General features: G+C 42.2%; 19 protein-coding genes and 1 pseudogene. 10 read left to right on the top strand and 10 right to left on the bottom strand.

Features of this window, described 5'->3' with window-relative positions:
* Positions 1-378 precede the first annotated feature (378 nt).
* Complete coding sequence (locus F6K38_RS20550; protein ID WP_165691884.1) at positions 379-753, bottom strand: winged helix-turn-helix transcriptional regulator; 375 nt, start codon at positions 751-753, stop codon at positions 379-381.
* A 135-nt stretch (positions 754-888) separates the two neighbouring features.
* Here F6K38_RS20550 and F6K38_RS20545 point away from each other — a divergent pair, with 135 nt between their 5' ends.
* The 4 genes from F6K38_RS20545 (at position 889) to F6K38_RS20530 (ending at position 5,358) form a co-directional block, all read left to right on the top strand.
* Positions 889-1,506, top strand: coding sequence for an NAD(P)H-dependent oxidoreductase (locus F6K38_RS20545; protein WP_287251969.1), 618 nt, complete (start codon positions 889-891; stop codon positions 1,504-1,506).
* 38 nt (positions 1,507-1,544) lie between these two features.
* The gene (locus tag F6K38_RS20540) at positions 1,545-2,264 is read left to right on the top strand and encodes a glutathione S-transferase family protein (RefSeq protein ID WP_008184637.1); all 720 of its coding nucleotides are present in this window, start codon (positions 1,545-1,547) and stop codon (positions 2,262-2,264) included.
* Positions 2,265-2,801: 537 nt separating this feature from the next.
* Positions 2,802-4,565, top strand: a complete 1,764-nt coding sequence (locus F6K38_RS20535; protein ID WP_287267726.1) for a mechanosensitive ion channel domain-containing protein — start codon at positions 2,802-2,804, stop codon at positions 4,563-4,565.
* Between the two features lie 100 nt (positions 4,566-4,665).
* On the top strand, positions 4,666-5,358 hold the full coding sequence (locus tag F6K38_RS20530; protein ID WP_008184641.1) for a CPBP family intramembrane glutamic endopeptidase: 693 nt from the start codon (positions 4,666-4,668) through the stop codon (positions 5,356-5,358).
* Positions 5,359-5,565: 207 nt separating this feature from the next.
* Here the strand turns inward: F6K38_RS20530 and queD are convergent, their stop codons facing one another.
* Positions 5,566-5,988, bottom strand: a complete 423-nt coding sequence (gene queD, locus F6K38_RS20525; protein ID WP_131827399.1) for a 6-carboxytetrahydropterin synthase QueD — start codon at positions 5,986-5,988, stop codon at positions 5,566-5,568.
* Between the two features lie 409 nt (positions 5,989-6,397).
* Here queD and fumC point away from each other — a divergent pair, with 409 nt between their 5' ends.
* Entirely contained in the window at positions 6,398-7,792 is a 1,395-nt protein-coding gene (gene fumC, locus F6K38_RS20520; protein ID WP_287357280.1) for a class II fumarate hydratase, read from the top strand.
* Between the two features lie 177 nt (positions 7,793-7,969).
* On the opposite strand, the gene F6K38_RS20515 is transcribed toward fumC, so the two are convergent.
* Positions 7,970-8,188, bottom strand: coding sequence for a hypothetical protein (locus F6K38_RS20515; RefSeq protein ID WP_287252103.1), 219 nt, complete (start codon positions 8,186-8,188; stop codon positions 7,970-7,972).
* Between the two features lie 108 nt (positions 8,189-8,296).
* On the opposite strand from F6K38_RS20515, the gene F6K38_RS20510 reads away from it, so the two are divergent.
* Positions 8,297-8,617 carry a hypothetical protein gene (locus tag F6K38_RS20510; protein WP_008184649.1) on the top strand — a complete coding sequence of 107 codons (321 nt, stop codon included), beginning with the start codon at positions 8,297-8,299 and terminating at the stop codon, positions 8,615-8,617.
* On the opposite strand, the gene F6K38_RS20505 is transcribed toward F6K38_RS20510, so the two are convergent.
* From F6K38_RS20505 to F6K38_RS20495, 3 genes are all read right to left on the bottom strand, one after another.
* The gene (locus tag F6K38_RS20505; protein WP_287252102.1) at positions 8,602-8,811 is read right to left on the bottom strand and encodes a hypothetical protein; all 210 of its coding nucleotides are present in this window, start codon (positions 8,809-8,811) and stop codon (positions 8,602-8,604) included. The genes F6K38_RS20510 and F6K38_RS20505 overlap by 16 nt on opposite strands.
* Before the next feature lie 88 nt (positions 8,812-8,899).
* Positions 8,900-9,037 (bottom strand): AraC family transcriptional regulator, encoded by a 138-nt coding sequence (locus F6K38_RS20500; RefSeq protein ID WP_131827141.1) that lies wholly within the window; start codon positions 9,035-9,037, stop codon positions 8,900-8,902.
* A complete protein-coding gene (locus F6K38_RS20495) occupies positions 9,018-10,049 on the bottom strand; it encodes a cation diffusion facilitator family transporter (RefSeq protein ID WP_008184650.1) in 1,032 nt (343 codons plus the stop codon). Before F6K38_RS20495 ends, F6K38_RS20500 begins: the two co-directional genes overlap by 20 nt.
* 12 nt (positions 10,050-10,061) lie before the next feature.
* Here F6K38_RS20495 and F6K38_RS20490 point away from each other — a divergent pair, with 12 nt between their 5' ends.
* On the top strand, positions 10,062-10,193 hold the full coding sequence (locus F6K38_RS20490; RefSeq protein ID WP_267872036.1) for a hypothetical protein: 132 nt from the start codon (positions 10,062-10,064) through the stop codon (positions 10,191-10,193).
* A 210-nt stretch (positions 10,194-10,403) separates the two neighbouring features.
* Here the strand turns inward: F6K38_RS20490 and F6K38_RS20485 are convergent.
* The 4 genes and pseudogenes from F6K38_RS20485 to F6K38_RS20470 form a co-directional block, all read right to left on the bottom strand.
* A pseudogene (locus F6K38_RS20485) lies at positions 10,404-10,809 on the bottom strand (DUF433 domain-containing protein).
* Positions 10,810-11,110: 301 nt separating this feature from the next.
* Entirely contained in the window at positions 11,111-12,343 is a 1,233-nt protein-coding gene (locus tag F6K38_RS20480; RefSeq protein ID WP_287357279.1) for a glycosyltransferase, read from the bottom strand.
* A gap of 103 nt (positions 12,344-12,446) precedes the next feature.
* Positions 12,447-16,082 carry a DUF4114 domain-containing protein gene (locus tag F6K38_RS20475; RefSeq protein ID WP_287267942.1) on the bottom strand — a complete coding sequence of 1,212 codons (3,636 nt, stop codon included), beginning with the start codon at positions 16,080-16,082 and terminating at the stop codon, positions 12,447-12,449.
* A 127-nt stretch (positions 16,083-16,209) separates the two neighbouring features.
* Positions 16,210-16,437 carry a hypothetical protein gene (locus F6K38_RS20470; protein ID WP_287357277.1) on the bottom strand — a complete coding sequence of 76 codons (228 nt, stop codon included), beginning with the start codon at positions 16,435-16,437 and terminating at the stop codon, positions 16,210-16,212.
* Positions 16,438-16,931: 494 nt separating this feature from the next.
* On the opposite strand from F6K38_RS20470, the gene F6K38_RS20465 reads away from it, so the two are divergent.
* The 3 genes from F6K38_RS20465 to F6K38_RS20455 all read left to right on the top strand — a co-directional run.
* On the top strand, positions 16,932-17,654 hold the full coding sequence (locus F6K38_RS20465; RefSeq protein ID WP_048815251.1) for a hypothetical protein: 723 nt from the start codon (positions 16,932-16,934) through the stop codon (positions 17,652-17,654).
* Positions 17,651-18,553: a DUF1822 family protein gene (locus F6K38_RS20460; RefSeq protein WP_287357275.1), complete on the top strand. Its 903-nt coding sequence runs from the start codon at positions 17,651-17,653 to the stop codon at positions 18,551-18,553. The genes F6K38_RS20465 and F6K38_RS20460 overlap by 4 nt, the downstream gene beginning before the upstream one ends.
* A 21-nt stretch (positions 18,554-18,574) precedes the next feature.
* Positions 18,575-21,789, top strand: a 3,215-nt coding sequence (locus tag F6K38_RS20455; protein ID WP_287357274.1) for an NACHT domain-containing protein, incomplete at its 3' end; no start/stop codon positions are given.

The following is a 21,789-nucleotide window of genomic DNA, read 5'->3' as shown; positions in this document are numbered from 1 at the left end:
TAGCAATCTTTTTGTTTGTTTAGGATTTTTTTGGATGTAGTTCCAAGTGTAGCTCATGGTTTTTGAGGTTGATAAAAGTGATTAATTTTATCTTATTTTACCATAAGTTTGTTTTTTGGAGAGGTCTAAAGACGTGCCTGTAATTCTCGGACACATGAACTTTTTCGCGGAATTCAACGTGTGTTTTTATCGGCACCAGTTAGCTTTTGAGGTTTACCCAAGATAAAAACCAATTAATAGTATGACAAAATATAGCATTTTTATTTGAGATGTAAACATAGGATTGATAGAAAAAGCGATACAGCGATGCATCGCTACTCTCGACTCCCATTAACCCCAAGGGCGGGTTACCTCACCGAATTGAGAACTGCTAAAAGATTAGATATTATATTCCTCTGCCCATTTCTTTAGCTCCTCCAGAAATCTGAGGGCTGTTCGACCAAAATCTGTGATTTCATAGGCCACAGCAATGGGCTTGGTACTGATGACGTTACGCTTGACTAAGCCCGTATCCTCCATTTCTCTTAGCCGCTGGGTCACCATTTTTTTGCTAGCTCCGCCGATCTGGCGCGCCAGATCGTTGAATCGCATCGGGCCATCCTTGAGATGCCAAAGAATCGATCCTTTCCATTTGCCACCCAAAATCCTCATTCCACGCTCGATTGGACAGGGGCTGAGACAGGGGTCAATGGCTTTCTTGATGCGATCGCTATCGCTATTGGTTTTGATGTCGATATCGCTATCTGTTTCCATGTCCATGACGGAACTCATTTTTTATACCTGGTTACTAAACGTATACTAGTTGACTATAGTAACTTTAATTTTTACCATGAAGCAATACATGAAGCAATAACTGTACACATTATCTGATGGGGGGAAGTAATAGTCATGAAAACTTTGCTTTTGATTTTGGGCAAAGAGACTAAGGAGTTCGCCAAAGGCCGCTACAATCAAGGTCTTTTCGAGATAGCGGTGGAAATATTGAAAGCTCAATACGAGCTACTCACCACTGTTGTGGAAGAAGACTACAACATTCCAGAGGAGATTGCGAAATTCAAGCAAGCTGATGGGGTAATCTTTCAGTACCCAGTGTATTGGTTCATGATGCCGTCAATCCTGAAGCGTTACATAGACGATGTTTACGCCTATGGTGAGTTTTTCGGGCACAGTGATGGCTCATACGGATCGGGTGGCCTGATGAATGGCAAGAAATTCATGCTGTCTACTACATGGAATGCGCCCGCCGATGTTTTTAATAATCCCAATAGTTTCTTTGAAGGACGCTCACTAGAAGAGGTGCTGCTGCCCATGCGTAAGAGTCATGAGTTTTGTGGCTTCGAGGAATTGCCCCATTTCGCTTGCTACAACGTGATCAAAAATCCACAATTTGACGCTGACCGAGACCGATACATCAGTCACCTAAAGATGGTGTTTCTTGACTCCGCCCATGATTTAGGTGTTGAAGTAGCAGAGCCTCTGTCTGCTCAGTGCTCTAAAGCTCATTAAAACTTATTCTTAGTCAATATCTCATCCAAAGAAAAATCATGACCAAACAAGCTGAAATTCATCTCTACACCGCATCGACTATGAACGGATGGAAGCCGCTGATCTTTCTTGAAGAAGCAGAAGTGGACTATGAGATGACCTATATTGACTTTTCCAAAAAAGAACAAAAGTCAGACTGGTACAAATCTCTTAACCCTAACGGGCGTATTCCGACCATCGTGGATCGTAGCAACGACAATTTTGTTGTTTTTGAGTCGGGTGCAATTCTTTGGTATCTAGCCGAGAAATATGGGAAGTTCCTTCCCGAGGGGGAAAAAGCCCGATCCCAAGCACTTCAGTGGCTGATGTTTCAGATGAGTGGCATTGGACCGATTATGGGTCAGGCGATGTACTTTCAGCGGATTGCTGAACCTCAAGGGCATCGTGATGAATTTGCCATCAAGCGCTATGGGACAGAATCACGCAGGCTGCTGGAAGTCTTGGATCAGCAGCTTGAGGGGAAAACTTACATCCTTGGCGATGACTTCACGATTGTAGATATGGCCACTTATCCTTGGGCACGAGCTTATTACTGGGCGAAAGTATCAGTGGATGGGCTGAATAACCTTCAAGCCTGGTTTGACCGTATTGATGCCAGACCTGCAACTCAACGTGCACTAGAGCTCCCCAAACCTTTTCCTGCCTTTTTTGGTAAAGGGGATGTGGCTGCGGCAGAAGCTGCTAATTCCGCACGTTTTCAAAGTGATGTTAAACCATAAGCCATGGATGATGGAAACAAAAATTAACACTCGGGGAAATAAAAATGTGATAACATCCTAGTCGTTGATCAGGCAAGATTGGGCAAAGCAAAATTTTTGTCCAAGGTGTTTGTTTGCCAAAAATGTTGGTAAACAATAAGCACATCCCTTGATTTGATCCCATAAAAGGCTATTTATATATTGTTGACTATTTAAAGTAAACTGTTAAATGTTAACTATGGATTGCCCCGGGATCTTAATTTCTTGGTTAGATAGAGAGAATTATAAAGGGATAAATTCTGTCAAAATTCCCCCGAATAGTTGGGGAAAATTCAGCTCCTATCCTGTTCTCATCTGCCCCCCTCAGTCTAAATCGAGCAATGTTACAGCCCTGCCGATTTTCGGGTGGTAAGGTCGGGAGCAACTGTTGACAGTTAACGGTTAACACTGAACAGTGAAAAAAACTATACACCTTACATCTTCTTTGATTAACACTGAAAAGTAAACCAAACTGTACAGGTCACATCGTCATTAACGTCTTATCAACACCAAAAACTAATGATTCGTTACCGACAAAAGAAAATTAGCATTTTGTTTGGGAGTCTCTTAATCCTTGGGACATGCTGGTTACCTGTCCAAGCTCAACAAAGCACTAATGCACCCAATCAGAAAGCAGTTACAACTGCAGATCCAACTATTCCGATTGAGGAGCTAGAGCTAATGCTCAAGCCCTTGACATTAGATGAGCTGGAGGGTGAAGCTAAAGGGTGGATGTTCTTGCTTAAAACTAAAGTTAAAGAACTCAGCGATGCGGAAATTGCTGTCAAGCGCAAAAATCGAGAGCTTGAACAATCTAAGGAAGCTGTTGATGCCCTAGAAGAGGCCAAAGAAGCTCTTGAGGAAGCGACAGAAACTAAAGAAAAAATAGAGACTGAGGCATCACCATCAGGTCGGGTTGAAGCTAATGACGCGGCGGAAGAAGCAAAGGAAGCTCTCGAAAAAGCTCAGAAGTCAGTAGAAGAAGCGGTCAAAGAAGAAGAAAAGACCCAGCAGGATAAAACCTTGCAGGGGGCAATTGATAAAGCAGTTGAAGGTACGGAAGAGGAGAAAGATAAAGCCAAAACCTCAGACGAGGAAGTTGCTAAGGTTCAAGAGCAGATTGGGACAATTAGCAACAAAGTCGTTACGGATGAACAACAGCAGAAAAAGACTGAACAGGGACTGGAAAAAGCTCAAGAAAAGATAGAAGAAGCGGTCGAGGCCAAGACCGAAGTTAAAAAGCAAGTACTGGTAAACATCACGAAACTGCGGGATGAACGGGCTGGTTTGAGCGAACGCTTTGAGGTGGTACTTGAAGAGCTGGAAACTAAAGGTGGTGATGTCGAGTTGTACAAAAAATACGTCAATGCCATCAGTGGGATTAAGGTTGACGTAACCGACACTCAAGGAACCTGGATTACCATTGTTGGCTGGCTCCAGTCTAAAGAAGGAGGTCAGCGCTGGGCCAATAACATTGGCAAATGTCTAGGAATCATTGCTGGCTTTAGCATCCTCTCGGTGATCTTAAGTACAGTCCTCGAGAAATCTTTGGGGATGTTCCCGAATATCTCAGTTATGCTGGGTCAGTTCTTGGTTACTCTAACCCGCCAAGGATTATTTGTGGTGGGTATTCTTGTAGGGATTACTGCCCTAGAGGTCAGTATTGGACCACTGATCGCTATGATTGGAGCTGCTGGTTTTGTGGTAGCGTTTGCGTTCCAAAGTACCCTCGGTAACTTGGCCAATGGGTTAATGATTTTACTCTATAAACCTTTCGATGTGGGGGATATCATTGAAGTAGCTGGGGTAAAAGGAAAGGTTCAAGATGTCAACTTAATTTGCACTACCATCAAGACTTCTCAAAATAAAATTATTATTGTGCCGAACAACTCAGTCTGGGGTAACGTTATCGAGAATGAAACCATTAGCCCCGTCCGCGCTATCTTTATTACAGTTAGGATCAGCTACGCCAATAGTATTACTGAAGCGATCCAAGTTCTTAAGGATATTGCCAACTCCCATCCTTTAGTATTGGAAGACCCTGGACCTTGGATTGATACCGGTGAATTGGCTGAATATGCTGTTAACATTTGGTTTATGGTATATACTAAAAGAGAGGATTACTGGACAGCCTATTGTGACCTCAGACAAATTATCAAAGAAAGATTTGAAGAAGAGGGAATTGTGATTCCACTGCCGAGCCAGGAAATATACATTAGCGAAACTATGGCTAAGGAAGAGGGCAGTATGGCAAAAAGGTTTAAAGACATGACGTTATCCTAGCTATACCCTTAGGAAAGTTGTACAACTGGCACAGAACGTACCGATAGTTTGCAGCAAAGCTTCTAGCATAACCAATAAAGTTACCACCGGAGAATTTTCAATGCTCAAGACTGACTCTGGTAAAAATCCACTATTGGCTTTGCTACTGCTAGTTCCTGCTGGGAGTATCGGTATAGCAATGGCACTATATATTGCTCCAGGATCATTAGGGCAGGCAATATTCTCATTTTGCAAAGTCTGGTTACTAGCACTGCCTCTTGCTTGGTTTTTCTGGGTGGATCGTGGCAAGTTACGTTTATCCTTGCCGAAGGGACAGGAGTTGTTGACTGGAACTATTTTGGGACTGGTGATGTTTGGGATCATCCTTGGGGCTTATTGGCTTTTTGGTCAGCACTGGATTGATCAGACGGATGTTCAAAGTCAAGCCCAAGAAGCTGGCATAACTAGTGCATACATTTATGTACTCGGGGCGATGTATTGGACTTTTATTAATGCCTTCCTGGAAGAGTATATCTGGCGTTGGTTTGTCTGGAGCAAGTGCCAGATTCTCATCCCCGGACTTGGGTCAGTATTGCTTTGTGCATTGCTGTTTACCCTCCATCACATTATTGCTTTAACCTTTTATACCCAGGATTGGCTGGTGGTCATACTTGGCTCATTAGGGGTGTTCATGGCTGGAGCGGTATGGTCGTGGTGCTATCTAACCTACCGTTCAATCTGGTCTGGTTATGTTAGTCATGTTCTTGCAGATTTAGCGATCGCATTTGTCGGTTGGCAACTCCTATTCGGGTAGCTAAGCTGTTGACTCAGGATAATTATATAGCGTATTTTAAGCTAGTAAGGTACATTTGTTGGCTTTTAGGGAGCAGGGAGCAGGGAGCAGGGAGCATAAATTAGTGAAGTCCGAAGAGGAAAAAGGTAAAATTTTTTGTACCTCATGATGCTAAAAACCGCTATAGCACTACGCCTTCAGATGTTTGACATTACTAAACTCCGAAACTTAGTCATAGCTTACTTCTGACTTCTGACTTCTGACTTCTGACTTCTGACTTCTGCTATATCGCGTACCAGAGGTACAGGTTTCTTGAATTTCAACGGCATACAATCCCGGTAAACCTGCTTCTTCAAGTCGCTCAAAAACCCACTTGGCGATCGCTTCACTAGTAGGATTCTCCAAGCCGGTTGTCTCATTGAGGTAATAATGATCCAAAAAGTTATCCAACAGAGGCTTGAGATAGGTCTTGATATCTCCATAGTCCATTATCATCCCCTGTTTGGAACCCTCCTCAATCAGTTGATTACCTTTGACATATACTCGCCCCACCCAGCTATGGCCATGTAACCGACTACATTTGCCGTCATGATGGGGAAGGCGATGAGCAGCTTCAAACCGAAACTCCTTGTAAATTAACCATTCTTCCATCATTAATAATTAAGAATTTAGAATTTAGAATTTAGAATTTAGAATTAATAATTAATAATTTAGAATTTATCTTACACTTATTATATAAAAAACTCTATTGAGTTGAAACTAACTATAAGAGGTAATCTATACAAAGATAACAGGTAACAGTCTAAACTAGAGCCGATTGGTCTTGGTTTTTATGATAAATTAAGATTGGTTTTAATGATTGATTTGGAAATCATAATCAAGTTTTAATACAGCCATAAACGATTACCAAAGTTGCTGATATCTATCGCCATTTTAAACATAGCATGAAGTACCATAAAAGCCATGCATCCCTACTCCCTACTCCCTACTCCCTACTCCCTACTCCCTACTGTCTTTGCTATACCATAAACGAAGGAAGCAAGGGGAGTTGATATCACTGATGACTAAGATGCGAACAGAAACCGATAGCATGGGGGAAATCGAAGTTCCTGCTAATCGGTATTGGGGCGCTCAAACTCAGCGATCGCTAAAATATTTCTCGATTGGACAAGACTTTATCCCTCCGGAAGTCATAACAGCGATGGCTATTCTGAAAAAAGCGGCTGCTCTGACTAACTGTGAACTGGGTAAACTACCAGAGGATAAAGCTCAGTTAATCATTGAAGCAGCAACAGAGGTCATCGAAGGCCAGCTAGACGGTAACTTCCCTCTCCGTGTTTGGATGACTGGTAGTGGTACCCAGTGCAACATGAACGTGAACGAGGTGATTGCTAATCGTGCTATTGAACTAGCTGGGGGGGTGATGGGTAGCAAAAAACCCATTCATCCCAATGACCACGTCAATATGTCCCAATCTTCTAATGATACCTTTCCCACGGCCATGCACATCGCGTCAGCGGTAGCGCTTCATGAGGGACTGATGCCCAAAGTCAAGAAAATGCGGGATGCTCTAGAGGAGAAAGCGAAAGCATGGGATAATATAGCAAAAATTGGGCGCACTCACCTTCAAGATGCTGTACCGTTAACCTTGGGTCAAGAGTTTTCCGGTTACGTTGCCCAGCTAGATGCTAATTTAGTACGGATAGACTCTGTGCTTCCTGGTTTATACGAGTTGGCGATTGGTGGAACCGCTGTCGGGACTGGGTTAAATGCTGGCAAGGGGTTTGCTGAAAAGGCTGCTGAGCATATTGCTAAGTTGACTGGCTTGCCCTTTGTGTCTGCTCCTAACAAGTTTGCGGCTCTAGCAGCTCATGATGACATGGTTATGGCTAGCGGTGCCCTGAAAACCCTAGGGTGCTCGTTATTGAAAATTGCTAATGATATCCGTTTCCTAGGGTGTGGACCACGGTGCGGATTTGCGGAACTGAAACTGCCATCCAATGAGCCAGGGTCTTCGATTATGCCAGGGAAAGTTAATCCGACCCAGTGCGAAGCGATGACTATGGCAGCTACTCAGGTGATGGGCTACGATAGTGCGATCGCATTTGCTGGTGCTCAGGGGCACTTTGAGTTGAACACCTTTAAGCCGATGATTGTGTTCAACTTGCTCCAATCTGTCCATCTACTAGCTGACAGCTGCAATAATTTCACAGACTTCCTGCTGAAGGGACTGGAACCGAATCGAGAGAAAATCCAGTATTTCCTGGAACAGTCCCTGATGCTAGTCACTGCTTTGAGTCCAATCATCGGTTACGACAAAGCTGCAGAAGTGGCGCACCATGCTTCTGAGAAGAACCTTACCCTCAAAGCAGCTTGCCTAGAATTAGGCTATGTTTCTGCTACTGAGTTTGACCAGATTGTTGATCCTTACAGGATGGCTTATCCTTTTGATTAGCTTTTTAGGGAGTAGGGAGTAGGGAGTAGGGAGTAGGGAGTAGGGGGAAGAGTGTGGGGAGAGGGGGGAGATTTGTAAATGCTATATTTAGCAATTCCCAATGTCTGTGAAACCTTTGAGTATAAACTGATAAGGAAATGTGTAAGTATTCAGCTATCAGCTCTCAGCTATCAGCTCTCAGCTTTTGAATAAGCGATGCAGAGGTGCCACCCGTGGCGAATTTAATTCGACGACTGTAAGCGCACCTAAGCGGTCTTGGGGGTTTCCCCCACTCGCGCTTTGCATCAAGACAACAAGTAAGCATTGGAATAATGCTGAGTGAAGTCCCAGCGTCGTTCGCACAGCGTGGCCATTCGCGTAGCGTGGCCGAAAGGCCAAGGCCAAAGCCTGTGCCAAAAAGCTGTTAGCGTAGCGTGAGCCTAATGCTGACGGCTGACGGCTGTTCGCGTAGCGTGAGCTTTTAGCTCACGGCTGAATGCTTACGATAATATTAGCAATTTTAAAATGTTTGATTTTAATATCCTATGTGATTTCTCCCGTAACCATTGTGTAGCGATCTGTGCCATTTTAGTTCCTGCTAACTTGCTGCTGACCTTGCAAACCATCATCTTTACTGTGATTGGTTATCCCCAAGTTCAGGTGCGGAAAGCTGCTTTAGTTGCGTGCATCCCAGCTTTTGCAATGCTATTCCATGTGTATAGTTGGTTGATGATTGGAGTAGTGATGGCTCCCACCTACATTCTGTTTACTTTAGCAGCTGTCTGCTTAAGTATTAATTTTTGGGCAATAAACTATTATAGTAGATTAGTTTATTCGAGAGAATAGGGAATCGGGAATCGGGAATCGGGAATCGGGAATCGGGAATCGGGAATCGGGAACAGTGCGTAGGGTGCGTTAGGGGCGGACTTGCCCTCATCTTCAACCTTGTAGCCAGCGTTGAGATAGTCCGCCCCGTAACGCACCACTAAGGCAAGAGGCAAGAGGCAAGAGGCAAGAGGCAAAAAATTGGAGTGGTACACAGCTAGTGATTTTAGCTCCCGAAACCTTACGGTGCGCGTTCCCTAGCGCTTTGAAAAAGCGCGGGGTCGCACCGCTACCAGACCTGGGCTAAACCACTACATCTTTACCACTAACCGACTCCCAATTCCCGATTCCCGACTCCCGACTCCCGACTCCCGACTCCCGACTCCCGACTCCCGACTCCCGACTCCCGACTCCCGACTCCCTACTCCCCATCTGGTTCATCTTTACCGTTCATTTGTTGGTTTCGGTTCGAGCCATTCCATCGTAAGGATGCTGTTAAATCATCATCGATGTGGAAAATAGCTTGTACGGGTCCGTAGCGTTCTTGAATTCCTCCCTGAATCCGTTCAGCAATCAGGGAAATGACTCCTGAAAACTCTGGATGCACTACCAAATGCATTTCAACATACATGAAGCGTCCTACAACACCCCGGCACTGAATTTGATCACAGCGAGTGACACCTCCAACTTGATGGGCTATGTGAGCGATCGCTTCTGGATCAATGGGATTTTGTTTGACTAGCAGGGGCAATTGCCAGTTGATAACTTGCCAACAATTTGCCCCGGCAAAGAGCACCAGCACACTACTCAACAGTGGATCCAGCCATAGGAAACCTTGGGAAACGCCCCAAAGCCCACCGAGTACTAGTATAGTTAAGCCCACATCCTGAAGCATTTGAGCCGCCTGAAAGCGTAGGGTAGGACTCCTGACCACTCTAGCTTGGTAAACCATCAGGCAAGACCAACCAAGGCTCATGGCTAATACTGCTCCCAACAGCTGTACTAAGGGTAAACTGAGCCGGACACCAATAGTTAAGGTTCCTCCCTGAATCAGGGTTAGTAACTGCTGAGAGGACAGTAAGCACAAATTTCCCCCAGCAAAGCCAAAAAAGGCAATTAGCACAAAGGTAATCACCGTTTCCCGTTTACCATGACCATAGACTGACAGATCTGGCGAATTGTCAAAGGTAGTGATCATCAGCAAATTGACAAGGGTATTAAAGCAAATTAATAGGGTGAACAGAGATTCCCCCATCAGACTGAGCGATTGGGTAGCCCAAGCTGCTGACACCTTGACTGATAAAACAAACAAGCTGAGCCAGAGGGTAATGAATAATACCAGACGACTAGTCTGATCGCGGTTTGGTCCTTCGGTCATGGCCTGAAGGTAACAGATGTCGATTACCTTCACATTATCTTGGATTACCCTATTATTTATTTGGGCATCAGGCAATTATGCCATTTTATGGCAGTTCTTAATGGTTTTGGGGAGTCGGGAGTCGGGAGTCGGGGTAAGCGGTCAGCGGTCAGCGGTCAGCGGTCAGTAGTCAGCCGTCAGCCGTCAGCGGTCAGCGGTCAGCCTTTAGCCTTTAGCTGAAAACTGTTCGCGTAGCGTGGGCGTAGCGCTAATCGCTGATAGCTAATCGCTGATAGCTGATAGCTGATAGCTGATAGCTGATAGCTGATAGCTGATAGCTGATAGCTGATAGCTGATAGCTGATAGCTGATAGCTGATAGCTGATAGCTGATAGCTGATAGCTGATAGCTGATAGCTGAATGCTTACCTAAAACCTATTTCAAATGCGTTTTAGGTTACAGCCTTAACTGATTTAGTAGACTCTTGCTGAGCATCTGCTTCTGCTTTTAATTGCCGAAACCTCTGCCGTGCAGGGGAAGGATTACGTTTTTGCTCTTCTCGTTGTTGACGGCAAAACTCTAGCCAGTCAGCCAAGTAAGCCCTGACCTCCTCTTTGTTGTGTAGATAGTAGAGGATGGTGGCGTAGACTTCTTCTAGCGATGCAGCGCGGTCTTGGGGGTTTCCCCCATGAGCGACTGCATCAAGACAAGGTAATGGTCTCAAATTGTTCGGCAATTTCTTCGGGGGTTTTGGCACGATAGATGTATTCGTAGAGGACACTTTCGATGCCAATGCGGCTACCTTTGATGCGGATATCATCAGAGGCTAGGAAGTTGAAGTAGTCTTGGATTTGCATATAGCAAAGGGAACAGGGAGTCGGGAGTCGGGAGTCGGGAGTCGGGAGTCGGGAGTCGGGAATAAAAATTATCACAATTCCTACACGGATTGCTATAGCAATTTGCAATTACCAGGTAAAAGTTCTTTTCTTTTGAAGAAGAGCGTTTCGTGTAGGAATTGTAAACAAGGATTACAGTTTTTGACCTTGTCCTGATGCAGTCGCTCATGGGGAGGGGCTGCATCAGGACAAGGCAGGGTTTATTGATAACTATCGGCTGCTAGCACAAAATAGCGTTCTCTTTCTTGCGCTTACTATGAAATTAATGTTCCATAATTTTTGATATAAATTGTAGATAATTCAGGTTTTTAAAAGATGAATAGTTATGCTGACTTCTGTAGGAGAGCTTGTTTTCAATTAAATCTGCCAAAGTCTTTTGAAACTGAGATAATTCAAAGGTCTCAATTATTCTGTGTCGTAACTGTTCGGGCTGGTAGATCATTTTGTTGGGATAGGAACCTTGCAGAATCTGAATGAGACTCCAGGCGATCGCATTCACATCTTGTGGATCAACTAAGCATCCAAGGTTGCCATTTTCCAGCGGTTCAACAGCCCCATCCTGGTTTCCAGCTAACACAGGTTTACCACAAGCAAGGGCTTCTAAATAGACAATTCCAAAGCCTTCAATAGAACTGGGTAAAGCGAAAACGTCGCAGAGATTATAGTAGTCACATAACTTATCATCCGGTACAAATCCAGCTAAAGTAACGCAGTCTTCTAAGCCAAGTTGCTGAACTAATGCTTCAATCTCAGGTTTGGCATCTCCCTTACCAACAATAATATAATGAACCTCCGGAATCTGACGGCGAATTTGAGGTAAAGCTTGAATAATTTGGAAGTAGCCTTTGTGAGGAGCAGCAGTTTTTCCTAAGCGAGAAACCGTTAAAATAATAGGCTGGTGGGGAGAAAGTTTATAGTTTTTCAACAGATGAAACGGTTTTGGTGCAATGTTAAATTGCTTTCCATCGAAGGTATTGGGTAAAATAGAAAGATGAGAAGGATTGAGCTTTTGTTCATGGAGAAGGCGATCCCGTGTATAGTGACTAACGGCAATTATTTGGTTTGCATGACGTAATGCTTTCTGGCGGAGGGGATGTTTGAGGTTCCAAACTTCGTCACCATGAGCCACAACCCAGTAGGGAATCCCTGTCAGTTGTTTAAGCCAGTAGCAAGGAATGCTGTAGTTGATGTGGGTGGTAATCATAAGAGTTGGTCGTTGCCAAATTCCCATTAAAATAATTTTCAGGGTAAGGAGAATATTTTGTAGAAAGCGGTAAAATTTACCAAAGCAATGAAATCGACTTTGTGGTAGAAATTGAGAGTTAGGCTGACAAGAGGTATCGTATTTGAGGAAAATATCGTATTGGGCTTCTGGATAGAGAGTTTGTAAGGCTTGGATCAAAAAGGTGGAGTAGACTTGAATTCCGCCTTTGAAGTTAAAGATGTTGGGAACAATTAGGTAGAGATGAGGTGCTGTTGAATGTTGGTTAAACATTTTGATATTTTATTGTTGGAATTATTTTTATGAAAACACCTTCCACATTAAAATAAAATGTAGAAGATGTTTTTGGATTGAATATTTAACCTGTCGGCAGAATTCAGGCTGGTCTTAGTTTTACTCTTACAGGATTGAAGGAAAGAGTCACGGAGGGTTGATCATCCCCCTTACTATCTCCTTGAATTGTATATTCTCGCACTAGCTCATCATTATCTAGAGAAATAGTTTGAGGTTCAAGCAAATCAACATCTATAGTTTCTAAGACATCTCGGCTATCGCTGATAATTTCATCAATCACAAAGCCTGGATAACGTTGACTAACATCAACTCCAAAACTTTCAAGCACGCCTGCAAACGTTGTAAAATCTTTTATCGTCTCTTCAAAAGTTGCAATTACATAAGGACTTAAGATAGTGCCATTTGCACTAATTTCCGTCTCAATTTCAATACGTGGACCGTTACCGTCGAACTCATCATCTCCCCGAACTCTTGGAGGTTCAAATGAAGTGATATCTCTCAAAAAGAAGGTATCTTCTACTAGCTCTCCTGTTGTCGATGATCGCAATCTTAGTCTTACCGGATTGAAAGAGATAGAAACAAAGGGTTCATCACTACCTCTTCTTAGTTTTTGCCGAGTGTCTCCTTGAATTTCATACCTTGCCACCAAATCGTCTCCGTCTTGGTATATTACTTGTCTGTCGTGCAAATCGACATCTGTTGTCTCTAAAGTATCTAGTCCACCGCCTCTAATAATCGAGTCGATGACAAAGCCAGGATACATACTGCTGATATCAATACTACTTGAGAAAAAACCATCAAAAGTTGTGAAGTCTGATTTTGTTTCTTCAAAAATGACATTGCCTGTAGCTTGTAGCGTAGTACCTCGCTCTACGGCTTGGGATTGAATTCGGATTCGAGGGCCATTTCCTTTAAACTCACGATCTCCTCGAGTATTTGGAGGTGTAACAGTAATGCTAGGGATTTGAAGATTGATTTCAGGTCGAGCTTGGATCTGCTCAAGTCTTTGAATTGCTTGATCTGCTTGAATTAAACCAGAGCCTGTTGCATTATCAATTCCTGGATCTAAGTCAGGAGTATAGGGATTCTCCATATCCAGAGCACTTTCTTGTATTGCACGATAAAGTATGTCAGGAGGAGTGCCTGGAAATGCTTGCAGCATCAGAGCAGCTACACCAGCAGCATGGGGAGCAGCAGCAGAGGTACCAAAAAAATTTGGGAAATTATCTGGTTCAAAGTCATTATCGTCTACGCCATCTCCGTCATTATCTACAAATGCAGGGAAGAATGTTGTATTGGTTCCATGAGGAGCCACAATTTCAGGCTTTTGACGGATTTCCGGAGTTACTAGCCGATTACCTGATTGGTCAAACAAAATAGTGGTAGGCCCAATTGAGGAGCTTGGTGCTAAAGTAGTTGGATTTCTATAGAACCCTGACCCAACAGCCATTGCACCAACTGCTGCATGATGTCCATATACTGTCGGTGAATTAGTAGAAAATTCATTAATTACTGTTGCTCCTGAACCTGGGTTGAAAAGAATATATTTCAGATTTCTAGGAGCATCTCCGCGAGGGTTCGTGATTGCAAGGTTGAATTGGGCTGGTATTGGATTCCCATTAGCATCTGTATTTCTGTTGGTAAATCTAAGAACCTCTACTGCATCTCGACCAATATTTCGATCTGTACTTCTTGCTAAAACTCGATTACCAGTGTTGTCAAGTAAATAAATATCAAGATCGCTAGTTGCACCCCCACTTTCAGGACTAGCAGAAAGAAATGGAGAATCCCACTGCAAAGAAACAACCAAGTTGGCATTCCCCGGAATCGTAATTTGTTGTAAAGTGTCTACACCTGGTCCTGGATTAAAATCATGAGCCACAGAACCTTGAATACGTTGACCACTAGAGACGAATGAGCTTTCATAGGAGTTATTAGCTTGGTTACCAGCACTTGAGAAGTATGCAACGCCTTGAGTCACGACTTCATCAACAGCTTGTGCAATAATTCCATCTTGGAACATTGGCTCAGCGTAGATACTAAGATCATCGACAATTATGTTAGCACCAGCATCATCCATTAATTCTTTAATTCCGTTAGCAAAATTAGCTGTGCCATTGAAACCTGTATGGAATGCTAAACCAGCACCAGGAGCTACATCATGTATGAGTTGTGACATAGCACGACCTTCATCTGTATCCCTAGAAGAGCCTTCTTCCAAGATATTTACAACTGCCGTGAATCCATTAGGATTGTTAACTCCTGGAAGATCTCCACTCCGTATGTCATTAACTTCTCCTCCCAATACGTTGTAACTATCTGAGATAACTCCTACAGTCACTCCAGCTCCATTTACATTGAAGTTTTGGCGTGCATCATTAGAATTGATAGCTTGGTCAATCTGGCTAATAGGAGCTCCTGCATCAGCAGCTCCTATGTTAGTTAATGGCTGATATGCTGGCTTTGCAAAGGCTAGGCTGTTCAAAGCAGATACTTCATTGATTAATTCAATTGGTAGTAGCCCTGACACAACTGATTTAAATGCCACACCTTGTTGTAAGCCTAACGCTGTGAGGTCATTTAGCAGCGTATCTGCATCGTCAAATGCAACAGCATCGATAACGACCTTTCCTTCATTAACTTGTAACAAGAAGTTATCTGGCTCAAATTCTGAACTTGATTCATTTGTTTGTTGATGAGCGATATATTCCAATTGAAGCTCAACGAGATCAAAACCTACTTTAGAGCCAGACGTATCTGGATCACTCAACTGGAAGTAATCAACTAACGCTTCACCTAAGTCTGTATTTTGCCAATTACTTTCTGGAGTCACTATCTCACTGAGTAATGTTGCCTCTCCTGTTGCCCCTATAACTTTAAAAATCAAGTCGTTATAATCACTATCCGGTTTACCCCACTGGTCATCGAATCCAAAAGTATGTCCATGACCTGTAATATCTACCATTGTTCCCAGACCATAAACATCCTCTGAGTCAGCAGCCGTCATCGAGAACAATGGACGTTTAGAACCGTCAATACTCGGATCCTCAAAAACTTGCTGAACCTTGCCTTTGGGAACAAACAAGATGCCAAATTCATCCCCAGGATTCATGGCAAATGTCTTGACATCCTGATATTCTCCACGATTCCAATTTTCTTTTTCATGTTCTCCTAAAATACCACTAAATCTTGACCCTTCTTCTAGATCAGAAATTACCACATGACCTAACTCTGAACCAGTCAGAGCGCGACGAGCAGCTTCTCGAATAAATGCTTCTGAACCGGGTTCAAATTCAGCCATATCTTCTAAACTGAAGATGGCTAATTCTCCTTTGTATTTGCCCCCATCAAATAAAAAGTCAAATGTAATCTCGCCATCTGCTCCGACTGTTAAAACTCCTGAATCAAATTCAGAAGTATCCAAATCATCAAGATTTCCTACTAATGTCTCTGAGTTACTTGTACCCGTCAGTAAATCGCTGCCGTCTTGATTAGCTTGAGGTTCCGTAGCGGTTGTTTCCAAGTTCAAATTTAGGTCAGTTGTTAAGTCAGAATGGTCAGAAATCAAGAGTTGATCTGAATCCAGGTCTGAACTGTTAAGGGAAAGTAATTGTTCAGAACCACTGAAATTAAGAGAAATTTTAGAGCTTTCTAAGTTCTGGTCTAAACTCAGCAAAGTATTCTCCGAGTTGGAGATGGGTTCAACAATATCCAGCACAAATCCTCCTATCCATTGTCGGATTGGTAAAATACTGATCAGCCATTTTTGCGGCGGGCTTAAATTAGCCTTCCGTTGAATACATCAATATATCGGTGGTTTTGAAAAAAACTGTGCAAAATCTGATCTAAGTCATTGCAAAGCCAGTAATGATCAGCTGTATAGGGTGCATCTGAGATTTGTAAACAAGAAGGTAAATGATGTAAGTGTGGTAAATGTAGTAAATGCTGTAAATGTGGTAAATGTGGGAAGTTTTGGCTAATTTCAAAAGCGATGCAGTGAGGTAGCGCGGTCTTGGGGAGGCAGCGCGGTCTTGGGGGTTTCCCCCATGAACGACTGCCGTGGTTCCCGCCATGATCAACTCCATCAAGACAGTGAGATGCAGCCCTTCAATCTCAAGTGCTTCATAAGAATTATAATTATCAACAGAAGAGTCATTGTTAGTTCCCTCTCAGGGTAAAGGCAAAAATTAATAATGGAGCATAATTATCAACACTATTGATAAAAGTATGCAATAGTGCTGATAATCAAGGCTTAATATGGTCATAATTATTGTCCTATATCACATTTTGGCTCAATTTTTCTGGCGCTTACCCTAAGAGGTTGTCTGAGAAGTCTCATTTGCTACATCCAAGCCCCCGTTGGTCCCCCAATTCTGGGGGACTTTTAGAAGCAAATTGACTCTTGTTCCCCCCAAGCGAGGGATTGCTCGCTTGGGGGGTCAGGGGGGCAAAATTCAGTATCAAAAAACTTGGGAGATATCCTCTAAGTTCCCTCTGAATATTCTTGTTTATTGAAATATCAGGGATTAAAGAGTAATCTACACCAGTTATCAAAAAAAAGATGACTATGACAGATCAACAATTACTGGCACTTATTAATAAGATTTGTGGCAATCAGGACTTTCAGAGTGAAGAACGGCGACGGGATATCCATCGACTATTACTTGAATGTCAGCAGTTACCCGGACTCCGAAAATCTTCTTATCCCCTTTATTTGGAAGCTTTAGACCAAACTTGGGAATGGGTAATCAAAAATATTTGTGCTTTTGAACCCAAACCAGACTTAGCAGTTCAGACAAGCTTGTTAAAATGGATAAATGGTTATCTAATATGGCGGATTAAAGATTTATATCTTAACCAAGCATACCAACATAGTCGTGAGTCTAGTTTAGATGTCTACATCAATGAAAATTCGGACAATCCCTCAACACTACTAGATCAACTTCCAGATGGTGGTTTTGAGACTCCTACTATCAGTGGAATTGAAGGTTACATTGAGAAACTCAGAAAGCAGAAAATTCAGGAAACCTTTGAACAATTAGAACGTTACGTAGAGGAAGATCCAGACCATAGCTTTCAAAAGTGTCATCCTCGTAAGCGTCCCGATTGTAACTGTCAGCTCCTTTGCCAAAGGTTACTTTTTAAAGACCCACCAGAGAAGTTAACTCACCTCAGCAGGGAGTTGGGCATTAAGTACGATACTATCATATCCCATTGGAAAAGAAAATGCCTACCACTCCTTCAAAAAAAATTGAAGGATCTAGGTTACTCAGGAGACGAAGAATCATGACAAATCAAAACATGCAAAATTTAGAAATTACCCTCGGTATTGAAGCTCATCGTTTCGCTAGCAAATTCGCAGCGGAACAAGCCACAACTGCAAAAAGTAAACAGGTTTATTTTAATACATTAGCGGTTTATGCAGTTCACAGATATCTTAAGTATCTTGGCATTGACACGGATTTAAACGAAAGTGATTGTTGGAATCCAATTCTAAGACATCAATGGAATGTTGCTGATTTAGTTGTTCCTGACATTGGCAGATTAGAATGTCGTCCTGTGCTACCTGGAGAAACTACTGTGTCTTTACCTCCAGAAGTAACCGAAGACCGGATTGGTTATCTTGCTATTCAGTTTAGCGAACACTTAGATCAAGTCCAGCTTTTAGGATTTGCTAAAGCAGTCGTTGCAGATGTTATCGAAGTTAGTCGGTTGCGCTCGGTTGATGACTTGATTGGTGAACTCTCACCTCTACCGGTAGTAAACCCCTTAAAATTAAAAGACTTGGAAAAGCTTTTTGATGACACATGGCAAGCTGTAGATGCTGTCCTGGCACCTAGACAATTTGCATTTAGAAATCTAGAAATAAACGATGATGTTATTGAACGGGCTAAAAAAATTACTCTAGGTTTATCAGCAGATTCTCAACAAGTAGATTTAGTAGTGAGTCAATGGTTGGCAGAAAATCAAGAGGTGGGATTTTTATTTCAAGTTCATCCTACAGAAAAGAATGAGTTTTTGCCTTTGGGTTTAAAATTAAAAGTCATGCTTGAGTCAGATAGTGAGGAAGTAGAAGCCCAGGAAGCAGACAGTTGGATTCAGATTGCCTTAACTGAACTTCCAGGAAAACTAGTCACTGTTCAAATTTATCTAAATGATGAATCTGTAACTGAGGAATTTGTTGCTTAGCTCTACACAAAGGCAAATAAAATGAGTAAGACAGTTATTATTATCCCAGAAGATGGCAATTTTCAGCGAGGTTTTGGTCAAGCTACCATCAAGATTGTGGAGGAAGGTAAAAATGATCCAGAGAACTACAGACAGATATACTGTCAACTACCTCAAATCCCAGAAATTCTCAGGTATTATCAGGAATGGCAGGATAAATATAAAACCCTTCTGGAGTCTTCTAGGGATGAGGATTCTAGAGGTATTATACGGACTATACGTCCTCGGTTTTCTATCCCTGAGTACATAGCTAAGTGTGATCAGTCCCTTGATCTTTTACGCAACGATCTCAATCATTGGCTGAGGACTACAAAACAACAACTCGAACAAATTCTCGATCTAAACTCCCAGGATGAAATTCAGGTCGTTGTTCAAACACATGAGATTACCTCTGAATCCACCAAAAATATATTACACAAACTACCCTGGCACTGCTGGGACTTGTTTATTGATGACTGTTTTGGTGATGTTGCTCTCTCCTTCGCTGCATCAGAGCAAATTGCCGCTGCTATTGTTACTGACCAGAACTCAAATTCCCAAAGACCGAAACGGGTCAAAATCTTATGTATTTTAGGAGACAGCGGTCAAGGTATTGATGTGGAAGCTGATAGACGATTACTCCGAAAGATACCAGGAGCATATTGTGTTTTTCTGCGACAGCCAACTCTTGAAGAATTGGAATCATTTTTAAATAAATCTTGGGATATTCTATTTTTTGCTGGACATAGTGATGTTCAAGAAGATGGTCAAACTGGCTTGCTCAAAATTAATTCAGAAGAATCTCTAGATATTCAAACGATTAGAAAGACGATGGAAAGAGCCATTGAGCAAGGTATGAAGTTGGCTATTTTTAATTCCTGCAATGGACTGGGATTAGCACGTCAACTCGCAGATTTAGATATTGCTCAGATTATTGTTTGGCGAGAACCCGTTCCTGATCAAGTGGCACAAGAGTTTCTCAAATATTTTCTGGGATTTTTCACTACGCATTTATCTCTATATCGCTCTGTACAGGAAGCTAGAATCAAGCTACAGAGCTATATCAAAAAGAACAAAAATAAACTACCAAAAGTCAGTTGGCTACCAGTCATTCATCACAATCTAGCTAAAGAAAGCATCACCTGGAAACAGTTACGGGGACTCTCAGATACGGACACTATGCCCTCAACTCCAGCTCCTGTCAGTTCCTGGGGGATAGTAGGATCTCTCTTGCAATTAATGAAAATTGATATTGCCAGCAAGAAAGCTAGTCCCCGTGAAACCTTACTTAAGCGGGTAGAAAAATTCTGGATTCAAGGTGTTCTTAAGAAGTCTTTACATATCGAAGAAACCCTTGAATTGGGTCTAATTGAAGACCCTAGCGCCGTGATCAATCCCTCAAGTCAACAAGGAGCAAATTCAAGTCGGCAAAGACAAGATCTGCCTGAAGGAACTAGAGCAATTGACGTATTTGGGGAACTTGAAAACACCAGAACAATGCTGATTCTTGGTAGATCGGGGTCAGGTAAGACCACCGCACTTCTCGAAATTGCTGATGAATTAATCAGTGATGCCAGGAAAAACACAACCCTACCAATTCCTGTAGTGCTCAACCTTTCCAGTTGGGCTGGGGAGAAAGAGCCAAAACCCTTAGCCCAGTGGCTGGTTACGGAACTGAATAGAATCTATCAGTTTTCTGAAAAGCAGTGTAAGGATTGGGTAAAAAATCAGCAACTACTACTTTTATTAGATGGTTTAGATGAAGTCAGAGAAAGCAAAAGAGGAGATTGCATTAGAGCAATCAATCAGTTTATAGTAAACTATAAAGAAACCGAAATGGTGGTTTGCTCTCGAATTCGAGATTACCACAAAATTTCAGAGAAGCTTCAATTTCAAACTGCTGTTTTCTATAGGCAACTTACAGACCAACAAATCCAACGGTATTTTGACGATGCTGGAGACGCCTTGTCAGGAGTTAAGGAATTAAAAGAAGAAGACGAAGCCATACAGGAATTAGTGAAAAGTCCTCTGACTCTAAACTTTATTGCTGTTGCCTATAAAGGTCAGACAAAAGATGACTTAAACAATGACTTAAACAATGACTTAAACAATGACTTATTAGACATAAGCTTATTTGAAAAACGTCGAAAGCATTTACTTGATGCTTATATTCAAAAAAAACTTGAAGAAAAGCCGGTAAAATTTTCAAAAAAAAGCTCAAAAAAATGGTTAATTTGGATAGCTCATCAAATCACACAAAGAGAGCGAAAAGAATTATTAATTGAGCGGATGCAGCCTGATTGCTTACCTGTAGGTATTCAACAATGGATCTATAGTGTTGTTTTTAGAGTGATTCTTGGACTGATAGCTGGATTGACTACAGCCTTACACTTTGGTACCCAGGTTACCGATGATATAGGAGTACAAATCTCCTTGGTAATTCCTTCAGTGATAGCAGCTATAGTATCCTGTCTAAGTTTTCCAGTGCTATCTTATTTGAGAACTATAACTATACCAGGTTTTAGGGTTGAGTTGATCCCTCAAAAAATCCAAAAACTATCTCAAAAACTATCTAAGCTTATTCCTGGAATTATATCTGGGCTACTCTATATCATCATTACTGCTTTAATGATCTATCCCATGGTTGGAGAGGGCATAAAAGATGATAAATGGAGGGCTATTCTATCTCCTGTGACGGCTGATGGAGTAGCTATGGGGTTCTTGTTAAGCTTTATCAACAGAGAAATAGGAATTATTGACACTATCAAGCGAGATCCTAAGCAAGCCATAAGATATGGAACGGTTGGACTAATAGGTGGTTTAATTTATATCCTTGTGCGTTTGTTGTTTACAAAAAGATATGATCTCAGCCAGTTCGGAGCTTATTTTGATATCTTTATTGAGGTTATAGTATTCTCAACACTTCCTGGACTGGTTGGTTTTTTAGGCAAAGGAGAAAACCTAGAACAAACCATAATTCCTAACCAGGGTGTTTGGAAGTCAGCTAAAAATGCTGGTATTTTCTTTGGAATCTTTTTTTTTGTAGGAATACTCTATAGCTTAAATTACATCCAAGCACCTCATGAGCTCATCAGTATTGCATTAGCGGTTGGTTTACTTACTGGGATAGTAGGTGGAACAGGACCAGTATTTGCTGGAGTTGTTTTAATTCAACACTTTACGTTACGTCTAATTCTCTGGTGGCAAGGCTATACTCC

The organism is Moorena sp. SIO3B2, assembly GCF_010692525.1.
GTDB lineage: Bacteria > Cyanobacteriota > Cyanobacteriia > Cyanobacteriales > Coleofasciculaceae > Moorena > Moorena producens.
This window is presented reverse-complemented; position numbering and strand designations above follow the sequence as displayed.